This window comes from Bacteroidota bacterium (genome assembly GCA_013696965.1).
Taxonomy (GTDB): domain Bacteria; phylum Bacteroidota; class Bacteroidia; order JACCXN01; family JACCXN01; genus JACCXN01.
In genome coordinates, this window is sequence record JACCXN010000091.1 from 164,711 (window position 1) to 185,075 (window position 20,365).

A 20,365-nucleotide genomic window follows, 5' to 3' on the forward strand; every position below is an offset into this window, starting at 1 on the left:
CCAATTGCAATGTAATTTGCTTTTAACCCCGCGAAATTAAAATCTTTAAAAAAACTGATTGTTGCTAAAAGGCCAGCAATAATATATAATTAATAGCCAATAGAGATACCTGAAAATTTTTAAGAAATTTTTACAATTCCTTAAAAAAAATATTTTTTATCGATAAAATCGCTTTAGTTAGTTAACCGGTCTTTTTATGATTTTAAAATTGGATTATAAAAAATTATTCTATTTTTGCTTAAATTACAACAACAAAACTCATGAAAAAAACATACTTAATATTGCTTTTTTTAAGCCTATTATCTTTAAAAATAAATGCTCAGTCATGTGATGTTTATTTTGGTTCAACTATTCAATCGGACACAGTCTTTTTCGATGCATACCATTCTGATGGCCTAGCTACTGGATCTTACAGTTGGAGTTTTGGGGACGGGAACACATCTTCCCTTAAAAACCCAATTCACATTTATTCCACCTCGGGCACTTTTAACGTTTCATTGAATTTTACCTCAACTTCAGATACAAGCTGTACCCCAAGCTTTTCAGATAGTGTTGTAATTAACACCTGCTCCCTTACTGCCACTATTAGCTCTGGCAATACATCCTGTTTTAGTTGTGCAGATGGCTCAGCAAGTGCATTTGCAACAGGCGGTACACCTTCATATATCTATTCATGGTCCAATGGAGCAACAACCCAAAGCATAAATAATTTACAAACGGGTACATATACTGTGACTATAACAGATATTTCGGGATGCAATTTTTCCTCAAGCATTATTATTTATAGTCCTCAGCAATGTGATGTTTTCTTTACTTCAAATGTTTCTTCCAATTCAGTTTCCTTTTCCGCTTTTCATTCCGAAAATTTAACGGGAGTGTATTCCTGGGATTTTGGAGACGGAGGAACAGCAACGGTGAAAAATCCAACTCATTCATATAGCGCCTCAGGTACTTATTTTGTTACCGTCAATTTCGCATCTTCTACTGATAATACCTGTACTCCAAGTTTAACAGATAGTGTTTTAATTAATCTTTGTCCTCTAACAGCAACTATTACTTCTACAAATGTTTCCTGCAATGGTTGTTCTGATGGAACTGCAACAATAACTGCTTCTGGAGGAACTGCTCCTTATTCATATATTTGGGTCTCAGGTGTAACATCTTCTTATATTGATAATTTGGCTGTAGGCACATATTCTGCAATTGTAACTGATGCTATTGGCTGCTCATATACTGTAAGCACTTATATTTCTGGTCCTGCTCAATGTGATGTTTATTTCTCATCCATTGTTTCAGATAGCACAACTGTATTTTTCAATGCTTATCACTCTGATAGTATAGTATCTGGAATTTACTCCTGGGATTTTGGAGATGGAGAAACAGGCTCTGGCCAAAATCCTGTTCATACTTATAACAACTCGGGAAGTTATACAGTTTATGTTTCCTTTTCTTCCTCTACAGATAGTTCATGTAATCCAAGTTTTTATGATGTCGTATTGGTAAATTTGGCTCCTGTTTATGATCTTATTGGCTTAGTTTATGCAGGTGTAAATATCCTTGATGAAGCTTACGTTTCTGTTTATAAGCAAAGCAATGCTCTTTTTTATTCTTATACTGATGTATTAATAAATGGAGGGGAATTTAATATTTCGGGCCTTCCGCAAGGAACATATTTGGTTAAAGTTTCCCCTACTCCTTCTTCTTCCTTTTTCGGACAATACCTTCCAACCTATTATGGTGATTCAACATTATGGGCAGGTGCTGAGCTGATTAATCTGAACGCTACTTTTTATGGAACTTTCAATCTTGTTCCTTTTGTTGTTACAGATACAACCTGGAACTCAGGTAACGATATTTTCTTAGGCACAGTGTTTCAGGACACAACAGGCTTTGGGCGAGCAGGATCAAACCCAGTTAGAAATACAACTGTAAACATGAGAAATAGTTCAAATGATTTATTAACTGCTCAATTAACTGATGAGAATGGTGTATTTAAAATCAAAAATGTAGCAGCGGGAAATTACAAATTAGAGGTTGATTATCCTGGTTATGTCATGCAACCATTTTTAATCACTGCAGATGGAGATTCCACAACATCTACTTCCATTAATTTTGACCTGGAACAGAATGGCTCAATTGCTGTGAGCATATTAAATACTTACCATAAAATTAAAACAGGTCTAATATCCATTTATCCAAATCCTGCTTCGGATATACTTTTTATAAGTACTGCTTCTTTTAACTTAAACGCTGTTCAAATTAAGATCACTTCTTTTTCTGGAAATGTAATTTATACCAATCAAATGGTATTAAACAAGGATGAAGTAAAACTTGATATTTCTGAAATACCTAATGGTATATATTTTATTAGTGTGCAAACGGATAAGGAAATTATTACAAAAAAATTAATCATTAAACATTAAGTGAAGAACAGTCTCATTATTGAGAACTGCATTCAGTATGAAACCATTAACTATAAAAAAAGTTGATTGCTATCTTAATTTGCAGAACAAAATAATTACTTTTGTCAAAATTTATAAAATAAAAACATGAAAAAAATTTACTTATTTATTATTTGCTTGGCAATGTTTGCTTTAAAAACAAATGCTCAATGTGATGTTTATTTTAATACCGACATTGAAGGCGCAACTGTTTATTTCAATGCCAGCCATACTGATACCTTAGCATCAGGTTCTTACTTCTGGGATTTCGGAGATCAGCAAACATCTACCTTAAAAAACCCAATTCATACCTATACCTCATCAGGATCATTTTATGTTAATTTATATTTTACATCTACAGACAGTTTATGTACCCCTTATTATACTTATCCTGTTGAAATAAATCTTACACCTACTTATTATATTGGTGGTATGATATACGCTGATTCTTCACCTTTGGATTCGGCTACTGTTACTTTATACAAAAAAGACAGTCTTTTATACTACACTTATTTAGATACTGTTGTAAATGGATCAGAATTTATTATCAATGACCTTCCTCAAGGCATCTATTTGTTTAAGGCATCCCCGGTGGTTTCTACTGCTCAGTTTAGCCAGTTCCTGCCAACTTATTTTGGAAATACCACAACCTGGACTAATGCTCAGGAAGTTAATTTAGATAGTTGGATGGAAGTTAATCTTGTGCCATTTTTCGTTACTGATACATCCTGGAATACAGGTAATGATATTATTGATGGTACTATTTTTCAGGATACAACTGGTTTTGGCCGAGCTGGATCAAACCCTGTTAGAAACACAACTGTAAACATGCGTAATAGTTCAGATGATTTATTAATTACTGAATTAACTGATGAGGATGGCAAATTTAGCATCAAAAATGTTGCTGCTGGAAGTTATACAATTAGTGTTGATTATCCAGGTTACACAATGCAACCTTATTTAGTTACAGCTGACGGTGATTCCACAACAACCACTACAATTAATTTTGATTTAAATCAGGATGGCAGTATTGTAACAAGCATTTTATATACCCAAAACAAAATTAATATTGGAAATGTATCGGTCTTTCCAAACCCAGCCTCAGAATCCGTTGTTATAAGCACTGCTTCTTTTAATCTTCAGCCTGTTCAAATCAAAATAACTTCATTTTCAGGGAAAGTAATTTATAACGAGCAGCTAATTATTCAAAACGAAGAAGTAAAATTAAATACTTCTGTTTGGCCAAATGGATTGTACTTTATCACTGTTATTTCAGATGATTCAAGCACAACTAAAAAATTAATTATAAAACAATAAAATCATTTAATTGCTTATTTGAAAAGCAAGACAAATATCTTAAAAGACCGCAATCACTTCGATTTGCGGTTTTTTTTTACCTTCAGCTAGACAAAAAATAAATATGAGAGACAACTTTAATACAAATATGAAGAATAATATATTACATCAAAATAAATCTTATTTTCAATTAGGGAATAGCAACAAAATAAGGAGTTTGCAAATCAAAACTTTAATTAAATTTGTACAGGATTTGTAAAAATGTTTAAAAATATTTCGATCGTCTTATTTTTTTCTTTATCGTTTTCTTCTTTTTCACAGGAGCAAGGCAAACCCTATATAACAAATTATACACCTAAGGATTATAAAGCAGCAACTCAAAACTGGGCAATAGTTCAGGACAACAGAGGAGTAATGTATTTTGCAAACAATACTTGTGTAATTGAATACGATGGCAAAGAATGGAGAAATATACCCGTTTCCAACAATTCAATAGTTCGTTCCCTGGCTGCTGATTCAAATGGAACCATTTATGTTGGTGCTGTGGGTGAGTTTGGCTTTCTTTTGCCTGATGAAAAAGGAAACTTAAATTATAAATCCCTAAGTTCTGAATTGGATTCCACTGACCGATCTTTTGCAGATGTATGGCAGACATTTGCCAATAAGGAATTTGTGTTTTTTGGCACACAACAAGTCCTGTACATTTATCACAAGCAATCAGGAAAAATAAGTACGGTAAAAGCAGGTGAGAATAATTTTCATGTTTTTTTTATGGTGCATCAAAAACTCTATGTAAGAAAATGGAATGAAGGATTAATGCAACTAGAAAACCAACAATTTGAACTGGTAAAAGGTGGGGAGAAATTTTCAGAAGAAAGAATTTATGTAATGCTGCCTTATAAGGAAAACAAAATTTTAATGGGTACTCGAAGTAAAGGGCTATTTATTTTTTCTCCCTCTTCTGATCTAAGAACAAATCCTGAATTGTTTATCAAATTAGAATCTGATGCAGATGAATTTTTACTGCAAAATCAATTGTATCACGGAGCAATGCTAGAAAATGATGCTTATGCCCTTGCAACAATTAGAGGAGGAGTAATCATTATTGGAAAGGATGGCAAAACCAAGGCCATTTTAAATAAGCAGACTGACCTTCAGGATGATTTTGTATTTTTCGTTTGCCCCGATAACCAATCAGGATTATGGGTTGCGTTAAACACAGGAATTTCCAGAGTTGAAATTAATTCGCCAATTAGTTTATGGGGTGAATCCTCCGGTTTAAAAGGGGAAATTGAATCAATTATTCGCCATAAAAATATACTATATATAGCAACAAGCCGCGGTGTTTATTATTTAACTGGTGGTAAATTCCAACCTGTTTCAGGCATAGAATCTCAATCATGGGATTTAATACAGTTCAATACAGGTTTGGATAAAAAACTTCTGGTGGCAACAAGTTCAGGAGTTTATGAAATAAACTTGAACAAATCAGTATTGATAAATGAATTGGTAAGTGGCAAGCTATTGCAGTCAAAAGTTGATAGGAATAAACTTTATGTTGGCTTGTTTGATGGATTAATGGAAATGTTTTACGAATCCGGAAAATGGATCACAAAAGAAAGAATACAGAATCTAAATGACGATGTTCAATCTCTGGAAGAAGATAAAAATGGAAACCTTTGGATAAGTACCCGTAACCAGGGGATTGCCCGTTTTAAAGATGGGAAAGTCAAATATTATGATCCTGTTAGTGGTGTAACTTTATTAAGAGGAATCAGAATTTTTAAATTAAATAATCAAGAGTTATTATTTGCAACTGAAAAAGGTGTTTACGTTTATGATCAGCAAAAAGACAAATTCAATTATCATCCCATAAATGAAACCCTTGTTAAAACAGACAATCCTGCTATCTGGCAACTCACAAAAGACAAAGCGGAAAACTTACTGTTGAACATTTTTACTGAAACCAACAATTGGATAGAGCTGGCAGTAAAAGAAAAAAACGGGTACAGAAGGGATACAATCGGTTTTAAAAGACTTCCTTCAATGACAATACAAGCCCTGCTTTCAGAGGAAGATCAATTTTGGATTGGGGGAACAGAAGGATTGTTTCAATACAAAAAATCCTTACAAAAAAATTATTTACTCCCTTTTAATGCCTTAATCCGTAAGGTCTCCTCCACCAACGATTCGATACTTTTTTATGGCACTTATTTTTCGAATGAAATTTCCTCTAATGGGGTAGATAAATATATGACCACTTGGCAGTCTGATTCTTTAATTCCGGAGCTTGATTATGCACAAAACTCACTCAATTTTAATTTTTCTGCCCCTTATTTTGATGGCAATGTCTCTATTTTATACAGTTATTTTTTAGAAGGATATGATAACAAGTGGTCAGCCTGGGATATTAGCAATAAAAAAGAATATACAAATTTACCAGAGGGAACCTACCGTTTTAAGGTTCGGGCAAAAAACATTTATGGTGTAATCAGTAATTCGGCTGAATATCAATATATAATTCTTCCTCCTTGGTATCGTACCTTTTGGGCCTTTTTCGGATATCTTATTCTCTTTGCTACATTAATTTATATATTAGTTCAGCTTAGTGTAAGGAGTTTGAAAAAATCAAAAATAAAGCTTGAATTAACCGTTAAAGAGAGAACAGCAGAAATAACAAATCAAAACATTGAATTGCACCATCAAAAAGCTGAAATTGAGCATCAGAAAAAAGAAATTACAGATAGTATAAACTATGCAGAACGTATTCAAAGGTCAATTCTTCCACCAATAAAGCAAATACAGTCGTTTTTTCCTGATTCATTCGTGCTATTTAAACCAAAAGACATTGTTAGTGGGGATTTTTACTCTTTCTTTAAAGTTGAAAACCCAAAAAACAATGAAACAAAATTTTTAATAGCAGCTGCTGATTGCACAGGACATGGGGTTCCAGGTGCTTTTATGAGCGTTGTTGGATCAGAAAAAATCAGCGCAGCGGTTAAAACTTCTGATGATCCGGGGAAAATACTTCAATTGCTGAATAAATCTATTAAAGTAGCTCTTCGCCAATCAGATAATGCAGATTCAACAAGGGATGGAATGGATATAGCGTTATGTGGAATAAATTTAGAAGGAAAAAAAATGTATTTTTCAGGCGCCAACAGACCATTGTGGCTAATTAGAAAAGAAAATCAGGAATGGAATTTAACGGAATATAAACCTACCAAAAGTGCAATTGGTGGGTTAACAGACGAAAAACAGGAATTTGAAACCCTGGAAATTGATATTAAAAAGGATGATAGAATTTATTTATCTTCAGATGGATATGCCGATCAATTTGGGGGAGAAAAAGGCAAAAAAATGATGACAAAAAATTTCAAAGAAAAACTGCTTTCTATTCAAGAACGCTCCATGAAAGAGCAGGAGCAAATTCTAGAACACTATTTTGTTGAGTGGAAATCATCTTTGGAACAAGTGGATGATGTATTGGTAATTGCACTGAAAATTTAATACCCTTATTCTCATTCTCTTATTTACCGAGGGTAAAGATATATATAGCTAATTTTACACTAAATTTTAAGGTTCAATGATAAAATCAATGACGGGTTACGGGAAGGCTGTAACTGATTGGGAAAGCAAAAAAATAACAGTTGAAATTCGCTCATTGAATAGTAAACAGCTTGATTTAAATCTTCGGGTAAATGGTTTGTATCGGGAAAAGGAGTTGGAAATTCGTTCTATTGGAATGAACCAGGCGGAAAGAGGAAGAGTGGATTTATCGGTTTATGTTGAATCGGCAGGTGAAGAAAAATCTGTAAAAATCAACACTTCTCTTGCTAAAAACTATTTCAATGAATTGCGAAGTTTGGCAGAATCTGTTGGTGCCCCTCAAACAGATTATTTAGCATTGATAATGAAAATGCCTGATATTTTCACCCATACTGAAAAGCCGGAGTTGGATGAAAAGGAATGGAAGGTTGTAGTTGGGGCAATTCATAAGGCATTTATAGAGTTTAATGTTTTTAGATCAGATGAGGGCAAAGCTCTTGAAAAAGAATTAAATCTCAGGGTAAATAATATTCTTGATTTGTTAAAAGAAATTGAGGTTTTTGATCCAATACGTACAAAACAGGTAAAGGAACGTTTACAAAAGCACCTGGATGAATTAACTGAAAAAGAATCTATTGACAAAAATCGATTTGAACAGGAACTTATATATTATCTTGAAAAATTAGATATTACAGAGGAACGTGTTAGGCTTAGGACTCATTGCAATTACTTTTTTGAAACCATGGAAAGCACAGCAGCAGAAGGTCGAAAACTGGGTTTTATTTCCCAGGAAATTGGCAGGGAAGTAAACACAATCGGATCAAAGGCTAATGACGCTTCTATTCAAAAACTGGTAGTTCAAATGAAAGACGAGCTTGAAAAAATAAAAGAACAACTTCTAAATGTACTTTAGTTTTTTGAAGTATTTTTGTACTGTCTTGAAAGGATCGTTTGAATTAAAACTACCTTTTCAATACAAAATTGAAAACAATGGCAGGTAAATTAATTATATTTTCAGCACCCTCCGGGGCAGGTAAAACAACAATAGTTCAGCATCTTGTTAAGCTCCCGAAATTCAACCTTGAATTTTCCATATCTGCATGTTGCAGGCCAAAGAGAGATGGAGAACTAGGAGGAAAGGATTATTATTTTTTATCCAAGGATGAATTCATGGACAAAATTGAGCAGGGCGAGTTTCTTGAGTGGCAGGAAGTATATAAAGATCATTATTATGGAACTCTTTATTCAGAGGTAGAGCGAATTCTTAACAACAACAAAAATGTAATTTTTGATGTGGATGTAGAAGGGGGATTAAACCTTAAACAAAAATATGCAGATAATGCCCTTGCAGTTTTTGTAATGCCTCCTTCCATCCAGCATTTGGAGCAAAGGTTAAGAGACCGTTCTACAGAATCCCCCGAAAGCATTGCTCGCAGAATGGGCAAAGCTGAAAAAGAGCTTACAGTTGCTGACCAATTTGATGTTATTCTTTACAACGACAATCTTGAGAAAGCATTAAAAGATGCTGAAAAAATTGTTGAAGAATACCTTCAAAAGCAGGAGAAAAGCAGTACTGAAAAAAACAGGCCTTTTTAGGCACTAACCTTGTTTAATACAGAAATAATAGAATCAAAAATAACAATTCCATCCGTATTTCCCAGGTCTTTATCTGCAGCTCTTTCAGGGTGAGGCATCATTCCAAAAACATTTTTTCCAGAATTACAAACCCCAGCAATGTTTTCTACCGATCCATTTGGATTGGCCTCTTTGGAAATATTTCCACTTTCATCGCAATAACGGAACAAAACCTGTCCATTGTCGTTAAGTTGCTTTAAGGTTTGTTCATTGGCAAAATACAATCCTTCACCGTGAGCAACAGGGATTTTAAGAACCTGGGTAAGATCGATATTTGCTGTTAATGCAGTATCGCTTGTTTGAGCTTTTAAATATACATTCTTGCAATTGAATTTTTGATGTTCATTGTGTAATAATGCTCCTGGAACAAGGCCAGCTTCGCATAAAATCTGAAAACCGTTGCAAACACCCAGTACATATCCACCTTTATTTGCATGTGCAATAACTGAATTCATAATTGGGGAAAAACGGGCAATTGCTCCTGATCGTAAATAATCGCCATAGGAGAAGCCTCCCGGAAGCACGATGAAATCACAGCCTTTTAAATCGCTGTCTTTATGCCACAAATGCTCCACACGCTGTCCCATTTTTTCACTAAGGACGTAAATCATGTCTTCATCACAATTGGATCCTGGAAATGTAACTACTCCGAATTTTGGCATATGTTTTATTTTTTAAACGGTGAATTTTCTGCAAAAATAATCTATTAATTAAAAACGCTGACAGAATTCTTTATGTTATTTTCAGTAAAACTAATTATTTGCAATCTCACACAAAAAAATTGAAAATAATAAATCCTAATAAACACAGCAAAATGCATTCTGCAAGCCATCTTCTTTTGGCATGAAGGAAATAATTTCCTGTAAAAACGGCAAAAGGAATTGCAGCAAGAGCTATAGTTTGTAAATTCCTGCTGTTATCAAAAAGTATGGCTACCAACCCGGTAAACAGAAGAACAACCAATGTTTTTAGCAGGTATTGAATACGCAGTACGCTATTTGCCATTACCTTAAACATTGTTAATATGGATAAGCCAAGCAAAACCAAAAGGCAAATTACAAGTGCATAATGGGTTGAAATGAGTTGGGGAAGAACAATATTGGCAGGATTTAATTCAGAGGTGAATTTTTCCTGAACAAGACCAAGTAAATCACCTGTCCAAAGATAGTAATAGGTAGAAAGAAAAACATAAGGAACAGCAACTCCTACCAGAGCAATTATATATTCTCTCCAGATAAAAGTTCGGGTGATAATAAGACTACCCCAGATAAACAAGAAGAAAACTATTGCAGGGAAATAGAAAAACGATGCAATTGCAATGAGTGCACCAGCATCAAACATTTGTGAAAAAACAGTTTTTTGTAAATAAACTGTGCTTGTTCTCTTTATTGCAAACAAAACAAAAAGGTTTGCAAAAATAACCGGATGCATTATTTGCAATTCAGTAATGGAACTCATTACAAGGATATACATTAATGCAGGAAGGTTGGTTTTGGGACTAAGCATTTCATTTTTATTGACAATGCTGTTAAGTAAGAGTGCCTGCAGGAATACTAGCAATAAGCTAACAATATTGGAAAAATAAGGAACCCCGGAGGTTAAATAAACCATGGCATCATACAAAGGCATAGTGTTATCAAAGCTAACAGGAAGTGGATATTTTAAAAACCCAGGTATCCAAAGCAAAAGAGCAACAATAGGAAGACCAGCAATTAAAGGTGCGGGTTGATTGGGTTTAAAAAAGCTTACAAGCATTGGCGGAAATATAATTTTTTATTTTACTTTTGCTTTGTTTAAATATCACACTCATATGAACGAAATAATATACGGATTAGGTAAGCTGTTTCAAGAATCATTTAAAATCCTGAATCTTTTGGGTAATATCCCCAATTATATATTTATAGCAACCGGCTTTATACTTCTTTTTTACTGGCTTAAAGAAATGGTAAAATACAACCGTGAGGCTGAAGAAAAAGGAACTTTAAAATAAAATTGCTTTAACTAGGCATTAGGTCTTTACCAATATCTTTTCTGAAATATTTTCCTTCAAAACTTATTGACTGGGCATTTTTGTATGATGCTTCCAGTGCATCTTTCATATTTGCAGCTAAGGAAGTAACTGCCAACACCCGTCCTCCATCACTTACTATTTCTCCGTTTATTTCTTTTGTTCCTGCATGGTAAACGAAACTTTCTGTTATATCTTTTAAACCAGTGATTCTTTTTTCTTTTTCGTAATCTCCCGGATAGCCTCCTGATACAAGAACAACTGTTACCGCAGCCCTGTTATCAATAACCAATTCCTGCTTATTAAGTGTTTCCATTGCTACTGAAGATAATAAATCCAGGAAATCTGTTTTAATTCTAGGCAAAACAACCTCGGTTTCAGGATCACCCATACGAACGTTGTATTCTATTACATAAGGGCTTCCATCAACTTCAATTAATCCAATGAAAATAAATCCTTTATAAGGAATTTCTTCCTTTTTAAGCCCCTCAATTGTTGGGATAATAATTCTTTTCTCAACAGCATCCATAAATTCTTTTCCAGCAAATGGTACAGGAGATACAGCACCCATTCCTCCTGTATTCAGGCCAGAATCACCTTCCCCTATTCTTTTATAATCTTTAGCCTCTGGAAGTATTTTATACGAAATTCCATCTGTAAGCACAAATACTGAAAGTTCAGTTCCCTTTAAGAATTCTTCAATTACTACTTTCCTGGAGGCTTCACCAAATTTAGCATCTTCCAACATCGCTTTTAATTCTGCTTTAGCCTGTTGCAAATCTTCCAGTATAACTACACCCTTTCCTCCAGCAAGTCCGTCTGCTTTTAAAACATAGGGAGGCCTTAAACTTTCAAGGAAAGTATACCCTTGTTCTATGTTAAAAATGCTGAAGGATTTATAACCAGCAGTTGGAATTTTATGCCTTTGCATGAATTGTTTTGCAAAATCCTTACTGCCCTCAAGTCTTGCGCCTTCCTTACCAGGCCCAATTACCGGGATATTCTTAAGTTCTTCATTTGCAAGAAAATAATCGGCAATTCCATTAACCAAAGGGTCTTCAGGTCCAACCAAGACAAGGGTAATATTAAAATCAGTAACAAATTTTTTGATGCCATCAAAATCCGTAATTGATAAAGGCGCATTGTGTCCATACTGAGCAGTTCCTGCATTTCCAGGTGCAATATATAATTTTTCGCATTTTGGACTTGCAGCAATTTGTTTTGCAAAGGCATGCTCCCTACCACCTGATCCTAGTATTAATACTTTCATTTTATTTTGCTTTAATATTTAACAACCATCTCAATTATTCACTGTCACTCCAATTATAAAGGAATATTCCCGTGCTTTTTCTTTGGCAATTTCTCTGCCTTGTTTTCAAGCATTTTAAAAGCCTTTATCAGCTTTTCTCTTGTTTGTTCTGGTCTTATTACCTCATCCACAAATCCTCTTTCAGCAGCCCGGTATGGATTTGCAAAGTGTTTCAAATATTCCTGTTCCTTTTCAATTAATTTTTCCTCTGGATTTGCTGCTTCAGAAATTTCTTTTTTAAATATGATTTCAGCCGCGCCTTTTGCTCCCATAACGGCAATTTCCGCAGTTGGCCAGGCATAATTCATATCAGCACCTATATGTTTTGAATTCATCACATCATAAGCTCCTCCATAAGCTTTACGTGTGATAACTGTAATTCTTGGAACAGTTGCCTCGCAAAATGCATAAAGCAATTTTGCACCGTGCATAATTATACCATTCCATTCCTGATCGGTTCCTGGTAAAAATCCTGGAACATCTTCAAAAACTAACAAAGGAATGTTAAAACTATCACAGAACCGAACAAAACGTGCCGCTTTTGTTGAAGCATGGATGTCAAGAACACCTGCCAAATAAGCCGGTTGATTGGCAACAATCCCTATGCTTCTTCCAGCTAATCTTGCAAAACCAACTACTATATTTGGAGCAAAATCTTTATGTACTTCCAGGAATTCCTCATCAATTACTCCATGAATAACCTCACGAATGTCATAGGGTTGATTCGCGCTTTCAGGAACTATGGAATTTAATTTTGGACGTACTTCATTTGTTCCTGGTTCATAAGGAATCATTGGAACTTGTTCCTCACAATTCTGGGGAACATAGGATAATAATTTTTTAAGATAATCAATACACTCTAACTCATTGGCACAGGCAAAATGGGTTACCCCCGATTTATTGGCATGAGTAATTGCCCCACCTAATTCTTCTGAAGTAACATTTTCATGGGTCACAGTTTTAACAACATTAGGCCCTGTAACAAACATATATGAGGTGTTTTCCACCATTAAAATAAAATCAGTTAAAGCAGGGGAATAAACCGCACCGCCAGCACAAGGCCCCATAATAGCTGAAAGCTGAGGAATCACCCCGGAGGCCCTTGTGTTTCGGTAAAAAATATCTGCATAACCTCCTAGGGAAACAACCCCTTCCTGGATACGAGCCCCACCAGAATCATTTAAACCAATAACAGGAGCACCATTTTTCATGGCCAAATCCATTATTTTACATATTTTTTCAGCATGGGTTTCAGATAGCGATCCTCCAAAAACAGTAAAATCCTGTGAAAAAACATAAACCAATCTTCCACTTATAGTACCATATCCTGTAACAACTCCATCTCCCAAATATTTTTCGCGCTGCATGCCAAATTCATTGGAACGGTGAGTTACAAACATCCCTATTTCCTCGAAAGAGCCCTCATCCAACAGAAAATAAAGGCGCTCACGTGCCGTTAATTTCCCCTTTTTATGCTGAGATTCAATCCTTACATTTCCTCCGCCTAACTGAGCTTCGGCTATTTTTTCTTCTAATCTTTTAAATTTATCCATTGTATTTATATCAAGGCATTTTATTCTTGGTAAAATTAGTAAAGTGACGGTATAATGAAAAGGATTATCAAAAAGGTTTTTATTTTCTTTTTAACTTTTTTATTCCTGGTGCTTTAGTTCGCAAGTATTACCTAGTTACATGATAAGTAAGTGTTAATTATGGGATTGATAAAAATCATTTTCAATTCAATGCGGTTATTTGTAATTTTGTACTCTAATTTTAAATTACTTTACTTATGCCAGTTTATCATCAACTTGGAAGTATACCTCATAAACGCCATACTATTTTTACTAAACCCGGAGGTGGTTACTATTATGAACAATTATTCGGAACCGAAGGCTTCCACGGTATGGCTTCTTTGCTTTACCATGAACACAGGCCTACAATTGTTAAAGAAATACTGGAAAGTTATGATGTTTCTCCTAAAATTGCTGATCCGAAAACCTTAAAGTCACTTCGTCTTAAAGGGTTTGATATTCCTTCAACAGATGATTTCTTAAATAGCAGAAAAGCATTGCTGGTTAATAACGATTTACATCTAGGACTTGCAGCCCCAAAAAAGTCAATGGAAGATTACTTCTACAAAAATGCAGATGCTGATGAGTTATTATTTATTCATAAAGGAACCGGCAGGCTTCGCACTTTGGTTGGCACAATTGAATTTGTTTACGGTGATTATCTTGTAATACCAAGAGGTATGATCTATAAAATAGAATTTAACACAGTTGAGAACAGGATTTTGTATGTAGAATCATTCAGTCCTATTTATACCCCTAAAAGATACAGGAATGAGTTCGGGCAGTTATTAGAACACTCCCCTTTTTGCGAAAGAGATTTTAAATTGCCAAAGGATCTGGAAACCCATGATGAGAAAGGCGATTTCCTAGTAAAGATTAAAAAGCAAGGGGTAATGCATCAATATATTTACGGTACTCATCCCTTTGATGTTGTAGGATGGGATGGATACAATTTTCCATATGGATTTTCAATTCATAATTTTGAACCGATAACCGGCCGAGTTCATCAACCACCTCCTGTTCATCAAAATTTTGAAGCCCACAATTTTGTTGTTTGTTCCTTCTGCCCGAGGCTTTATGATTACCATCCTCAATCGATTCCTGCTCCATACAATCATTCCAACATTGATTCTGATGAAGTGCTTTATTATGTGGATGGAGATTTTATGAGCAGAAACGATATAGAACAAGGTCAAATAACATTGCATCCTGGTGGAATCCCACATGGCCCTCATCCCGGAGCTATGGAAAGAAGCATTGGACAAAAGAAAACAGACGAGCTTGCGGTTATGGTAGATACCTTCAAGCCTTTAATGGTGACAGAAGAAGCCATGAAAATTGATGATGGGAAATATTATAAATCATGGATGGAATAATTTTGAGCTAAATTTTCTTAGCCAAAATAGTTTATTTTTAATGCTTTCCGTCTGAAAACACCTTATATTTCGTACTTTTGTATAATATATTACTTTAATAATCATTCAATTAACTATTTATAATTACGCATTTATATGATAACAGATACAAGCTCATTGCATTTAGAAAAGGTAAATCCTGATGCAGAGGATTTTTTACCGCTTTTAGGAACTGATTATATAGAACTTTATGTGGGAAATGCTAAACAAGCGGCTCATTATTACAAAACAGCATTTGGTTTTCAAACTTTAGCTTATGCAGGATTGGAGACTGGAGTTAAGGATCGTGCCTCCTATGTATTACAGCAGGATAAAATCAGATTGGTGCTAACTACTCCTCTTAATGGAGATAGCCCGATAAATGAGCATTTAAGAAAACATGGAGATGCTGTAAAAGTAATTGCTTTATGGGTTGATGATGCTACTAAATCTTTTAAAGAAACTGTGAGCAGGGGAGCAAGACCTTTTATGGAGCCTACGCGTGAGGAAGATGAAAATGGTTATGTAGTGCGTTCAGGTATTTACACCTATGGTGAAACAGTGCATATATTTGTTGAAAGAAGTAATTACAAAGGGATTTTTCTGCCAGGATACAAAGAATTAATATCCCACTACAATCCGGAACCAGTAGGGTTGAAATTTATTGATCACATGGTAGGGAATGTTGGTTGGGGCGAAATGAATAAATGGATTGAATTTTATGCCAAAGTAATGGGATTTGCCCAACTAATTTCATTTGATGACAAGGATATTTCTACAGAGTATACTGCATTAATGAGTAAGGTAATGAGCAATGGGAACGGCAGAATTAAATTTCCTATTAATGAACCTGCAGAAGGCAAAAAGAAATCGCAAATCGAAGAATATATAGATTTTTATGATGGTGCAGGAGTACAACATATCGCTGTTGCTACTGACAATATTGTAGAAACCGTAACTAAACTAAAAGCACGTGGTGTGGAATTTTTATATGTTCCTGAAAGCTACTACGATGATATTCTTGAACGTGTTGGAAAAATTGAAGAAGACCTTGCTCCACTAAAAGAACTTGGAATATTAATTGACCGCGATGACGAAGGGTATTTACTTCAACTATTCACGAAACCTGTAGAAGACCGGCCAACCGTGTTCTTTGAAATTATACAGCGTAAAGGAGCCAAATCCTTTGGAAAAGGGAATTTTAAAGCCCTTTTTGAAGCTATTGAAAGGGAACAGGAAAATAGAGGGACTTTGTAAAAGCCTTCATGTGTAATGGTAAATTGATACGTTTTTGAATAAAGTGTTTATTTAACCATCAACTTATCAATTTCCCCTGCAAGCCTTCTGTCCTGTTCAGTTATCTTGTCTCCTTCCGAATGAGTGGTTAATTCTATATCTACTTTATTGTATGAATTACTCCAGTTTGGATGGTGATTTAAAGATTCGGCTATCAATGCCACTTTAGAAATAAAACCAAAAGCTTCTATAAAGTTTTTAAACTTAAAACTTTGGGTTAATTTATTGTTTTCTTCTTTCCACATAAAAATAAGGATAAACTTTAATCTTAAATATAGGAAGTAGAACTATTATATACAAATGAGTTTAATAACAAATCCAAAATAAATTGCAAATGGCTAATTTTAAAGCAAAGTAGCAAGGTGTACAAAGATTTTTTTTAAGTTAAAATAAATCTAATTATCGTTTTAAAGATTTTTTTCCTTTCAATGAATTAAAACACTTTCACTCCTCCTACAAAAGTATTCACTACTTTAATGGAAGGGATTTCTGAGAGGGGAGTAGTCATAATATCCTTTTCGAGAATTACAAAATCGGCAAATTTCCCAATTTCGATACTTCCTTTTTCATTTTCTTCAAAATTAGAAATGGCAGCCCAAATAGTCATGGCTTTTAGTGCCTGATCCCTTGTAATTGCATTTTCAGGATTAAAGCCACCCTCGGGAAATCCTTTAACATCTTTCCTTGCTACTGCTGCGTAAAAGCCTAAAAGGGGATTAATGGACTCTACAGGAAAATCACTTCCTGAAACGATAAAACCATTTTGCTTTAAAAGGTCATTGTATACATTGGAATACTTTATTCTCATAGGACCCAGGCGATCAATTGCCCAGTGCATATCGGATATTGCATGGGTGGGTTGAACAGATGGAATTACATTATATTTTGAAAAAAGCGACAAATCATCAGCATGAACATTTTGTGCATGTTCAATCCTCCATCTTTTATCGTTGCTTCCTTTTAAAACACCTCCATAAATATTTAACATCATTCTTACTGCAGAATCACCAATGCAATGACTATTCATTTGAAAACCTTTCTCATAAAGCCTTGTTGCATATTCCTTGTAAAAAGCAGTATCGTGAATCATCACTCCAAAATGTCCTGGTTTATCGGTATATTCTTCCAGTAACAGTGCCCCCCTTGAACCCAGAGAGCCATCACCGTATAATTTAAATGAACGAACATTTAAATAGTCGGATTTATAAATGCCTTTTTCAAGATAATATTCAAGGTTCTCTTTATTTGCAGTTATCATTGCATAGATTCTCATTTTTAACACAGATGTCTTATTTAAAGAGTCTATTAATTCAATAACATTACGATCAAGCCCTGCATCATCAACACTTGTAAGTCCTTTTTCAAAACAATTTTCCTGGGATTTTAACAAGGCTTGTATCTGCTGTGCCCTGGTTGGAAGTGGAATTATTGCCAAAACCCTATCTGCTGCATTGTCCATTAATACTCCGGTAGCCTTAGAGGTACCTGGATAAACCTCAACAATACCGCCTGGAATTTTGGTTTGGCCTGTAATGCCTGCTATTAATAAGGCTGCAGAATTAGCAATTACTGCATGCCCGTCAATTCTTTCAAGGATTACCGGAACTTCAGGAAATAGTTTATCAAGCTCTTTATTATCAGGATAATTGCTTATTTTCCATTCGTTTTGATCCCACCCTCTGCCTATAATCCAATCATTGGGATATGAATTGTGCCAGACTTGCAATTTTTCAAGCACTTCTTCAAAAGATAGGGTACCGCTTAAATTAACCCTGAAAAGATTTGTTCCATAGCCATAAAAATGACAATGCCCATCAATGAAACCGGGATAAATTGATTTTCCGTTTGCATTATACAATTCTCTTGATTTATACTTATTCATTAATTTTCTACTCGGCCCAATTTCCAGGATTTTTCCATCTTTTACCACAAAAGCCTCAGCAATTGTATTTTCTATATCTATTGTATAAATCTTTCCATTGAATACAATTAAATCTGCTTGCTGTTCTTCAGAGGATGAGCAAGAATAAAGGAAGATTATAACAAGTATGGGTAGTTGGTGAAGTTTCATGATGAATTCTTAAATTCTGATTTTTCAATAAATTATTGTGTTATTAACTTTTTTCCAGGTATTTTCTTAAGGTTTTTTCAATCTAAATAAATAGTGAGCATCCTTTTTAAAGGAAAAAACAACGTGCCAAATTCCATTAATGTATCCTACTAAAAACAGTAGGTATAAGGCAATAAACGTAAAAAAGAAGCAGTAGCTATAAAATTTAGCTCTTAATTACGATTTTCAATATCATTAATTAAGGGTGAATTATTTTCCCTGTAATTTTTCAAATGATTTTTGAGTTGAATAATGTTTTCATTCATCATTTCTATCTGTTGTTCAATAAGTACAAGCTCACCATGAGTTTGTTGATTTGCATTTGCTTCTCTGCGAAGTTTATCGTTTAAATCTTTTTTAAGTTCTTCTTTCATATCATCCATCCCTCCTATTATTACACCAATAAATAAATTAATTACCACCATTGCCCCTGTAATAATAAATGAAACAAAATAAATTGCAGATGCTACCGGCATTGCGTTTGGGGCAGTACACGGTATATGTGATCCATCATAACCATAATTATCGCAACCATACATGTTAATATACATTAAATCAGTCCAATCTTCAAGAGTAACAGCCCTAAACAAAGAAAGCATTGACATTTGTAAATTTCTAAAATGTATAGGATCGTTATCGGCAAATAAAAAGGTCCCCATAACACCATAAATGTAAAAATGAATAAGCAAAAGAAGAGCTATATATCCCATGGAAGGGATACTTTTCAATAAACTTCCAACTATGGTCTGTAATTTAGGAAGGGCAGTAACAAGTTTAAAGGCTCTTAATATACGCGCGAGTCTTAAAACAGCTACATAAGCTGCATTAACAGGCATAAAGCAAACCGCCACTATTACAAAATCAAATACATTCCAAGGATCTGTGAAATAAAGCCATGGTTTTTTTCCATAGGAACCTATTTTTATTACCGCTTCTCCCACAAAAATCCAGAGAATAAGTTGATCGATGATGTGAAGCAGGATACCGTATTCCTCAGCAATTCCCTTATAGGTTTCAATACCAACAACAATACCAGCAATAACAATTACAATAATAATAAATGCATTAAAAACCTTTGAGTCAGCTATAGTTTTCATTATTAAATTTGAATTAAAAATAAATTGTTTCGATTTTTATTTTATCTGATTAGGGATAAAAAATTTCTGGATTTTAGAAATTATGTGAATGTAAATTTAATTTGAGATTTAAACCAGATGAATTTCTTTTTTGTCATCTGGATCAAGATCTACTCCTTTTACATCGGCAATTGCTTTAATAAAATAACGTGATTTTTCATTATCGGCAAAAGAAGCCATTTTTCCTAAAGCTCCGAGTGCTCCTCCTTTTTCTTTAAGGCTATCATTATTTGATTTAATTGTATTGTAAGGTAGGTCAAAAGAAATTTCTATTGAATCACCCGGTTTAATTTCAAACGCCTGGTTTTTAACAAGACTGCCTAATTCAAATTCCTTAGTTTGCTTATTATCTCCACGTCCTGTAACATACTCTTCAATTAGTATAACCTGAAAGGACTGAATTGTTTTTTCACTTTTTGTACTAAAGTTAATTTTTCCATTTATTACTCCATCCGTTTTAGGATGCTGAGGAGATAACTGAAGCATAATTTTTACACCGCCAATACCCAATGTGTCTTTTATTTTTGAAAAGAAACTCATTGTTTTTTAGTTTAAGATTTAACAGCAAAAATAAAATAAATTTCCTTCTTTGCAAGATTGAAAAACACTAAACATGAGCT

Annotated in this window: 16 protein-coding genes; 8 read left to right on the forward strand and 8 right to left on the reverse strand. The window is 34.3% G+C overall.

What is annotated here, in order from left to right:
* Positions 1-260 precede the first annotated feature (260 nt).
* The 5 genes from H0V01_13650 (at position 261) to gmk (ending at position 8,882) form a co-directional block, all read left to right on the forward strand.
* Positions 261-2,423, forward strand: a complete 2,163-nt coding sequence (locus H0V01_13650) for a PKD domain-containing protein (GenBank protein MBA2584423.1) — start codon at positions 261-263, stop codon at positions 2,421-2,423.
* 126 nt (positions 2,424-2,549) lie between these two features.
* Complete coding sequence (locus tag H0V01_13655; protein ID MBA2584424.1) at positions 2,550-3,758, forward strand: DUF2012 domain-containing protein; 1,209 nt, start codon at positions 2,550-2,552, stop codon at positions 3,756-3,758.
* A gap of 240 nt (positions 3,759-3,998) precedes the next feature.
* Positions 3,999-7,247, forward strand: coding sequence for a SpoIIE family protein phosphatase (locus tag H0V01_13660; protein ID MBA2584425.1), 3,249 nt, complete (start codon positions 3,999-4,001; stop codon positions 7,245-7,247).
* Positions 7,248-7,323: 76 nt separating this feature from the next.
* A complete protein-coding gene (locus H0V01_13665; GenBank protein MBA2584426.1) occupies positions 7,324-8,199 on the forward strand; it encodes a YicC family protein in 876 nt (291 codons plus the stop codon).
* A 77-nt stretch (positions 8,200-8,276) separates the two neighbouring features.
* A complete protein-coding gene (gene gmk, locus H0V01_13670) occupies positions 8,277-8,882 on the forward strand; it encodes a guanylate kinase (protein ID MBA2584427.1) in 606 nt (201 codons plus the stop codon).
* On the opposite strand, the gene purQ is transcribed toward gmk, so the two are convergent.
* Both purQ and H0V01_13680 read right to left on the reverse strand, forming a co-directional pair.
* Positions 8,879-9,583, reverse strand: a complete 705-nt coding sequence (gene purQ / locus H0V01_13675) for a phosphoribosylformylglycinamidine synthase subunit PurQ (GenBank protein MBA2584428.1) — start codon at positions 9,581-9,583, stop codon at positions 8,879-8,881. The two genes, gmk and purQ, sit on opposite strands and share 4 nt — an antisense overlap.
* A 106-nt stretch (positions 9,584-9,689) precedes the next feature.
* The gene (locus H0V01_13680; protein ID MBA2584429.1) at positions 9,690-10,676 is read right to left on the reverse strand and encodes a hypothetical protein; all 987 of its coding nucleotides are present in this window, start codon (positions 10,674-10,676) and stop codon (positions 9,690-9,692) included.
* 55 nt (positions 10,677-10,731) lie between these two features.
* Here H0V01_13680 and H0V01_13685 point away from each other — a divergent pair, with 55 nt between their 5' ends.
* Positions 10,732-10,911 carry a uracil phosphoribosyltransferase gene (locus H0V01_13685; GenBank protein ID MBA2584430.1) on the forward strand — a complete coding sequence of 60 codons (180 nt, stop codon included), beginning with the start codon at positions 10,732-10,734 and terminating at the stop codon, positions 10,909-10,911.
* Between the two features lie 7 nt (positions 10,912-10,918).
* On the opposite strand, the gene purD is transcribed toward H0V01_13685, so the two are convergent.
* Together purD and H0V01_13695 are read right to left on the reverse strand one after the other, a co-directional pair.
* Positions 10,919-12,199, reverse strand: a complete 1,281-nt coding sequence (gene purD, locus H0V01_13690) for a phosphoribosylamine--glycine ligase (protein ID MBA2584431.1) — start codon at positions 12,197-12,199, stop codon at positions 10,919-10,921.
* Between the two features lie 53 nt (positions 12,200-12,252).
* Positions 12,253-13,791 (reverse strand): acyl-CoA carboxylase subunit beta, encoded by a 1,539-nt coding sequence (locus H0V01_13695; GenBank protein ID MBA2584432.1) that lies wholly within the window; start codon positions 13,789-13,791, stop codon positions 12,253-12,255.
* A gap of 236 nt (positions 13,792-14,027) precedes the next feature.
* On the opposite strand from H0V01_13695, the gene H0V01_13700 reads away from it, so the two are divergent.
* Positions 14,028-15,185, forward strand: coding sequence for a homogentisate 1,2-dioxygenase (locus tag H0V01_13700; GenBank protein ID MBA2584433.1), 1,158 nt, complete (start codon positions 14,028-14,030; stop codon positions 15,183-15,185).
* 135 nt (positions 15,186-15,320) lie between these two features.
* Positions 15,321-16,460 (forward strand): 4-hydroxyphenylpyruvate dioxygenase, encoded by a 1,140-nt coding sequence (hppD, locus tag H0V01_13705; protein MBA2584434.1) that lies wholly within the window; start codon positions 15,321-15,323, stop codon positions 16,458-16,460.
* A gap of 47 nt (positions 16,461-16,507) precedes the next feature.
* Here the strand turns inward: hppD and H0V01_13710 are convergent, their stop codons facing one another.
* The 4 genes from H0V01_13710 to H0V01_13725 form a co-directional block, all read right to left on the reverse strand.
* Entirely contained in the window at positions 16,508-16,744 is a 237-nt protein-coding gene (locus H0V01_13710; GenBank protein ID MBA2584435.1) for a 4a-hydroxytetrahydrobiopterin dehydratase, read from the reverse strand.
* Positions 16,745-16,932: 188 nt separating this feature from the next.
* Positions 16,933-18,570 carry an amidohydrolase gene (locus H0V01_13715; protein MBA2584436.1) on the reverse strand — a complete coding sequence of 546 codons (1,638 nt, stop codon included), beginning with the start codon at positions 18,568-18,570 and terminating at the stop codon, positions 16,933-16,935.
* A gap of 212 nt (positions 18,571-18,782) precedes the next feature.
* Positions 18,783-19,706 carry an ion transporter gene (locus tag H0V01_13720; GenBank protein MBA2584437.1) on the reverse strand — a complete coding sequence of 308 codons (924 nt, stop codon included), beginning with the start codon at positions 19,704-19,706 and terminating at the stop codon, positions 18,783-18,785.
* 108 nt (positions 19,707-19,814) lie between these two features.
* Entirely contained in the window at positions 19,815-20,285 is a 471-nt protein-coding gene (locus H0V01_13725) for a sporulation protein (GenBank protein ID MBA2584438.1), read from the reverse strand.
* Positions 20,286-20,365 lie beyond the last annotated feature (80 nt).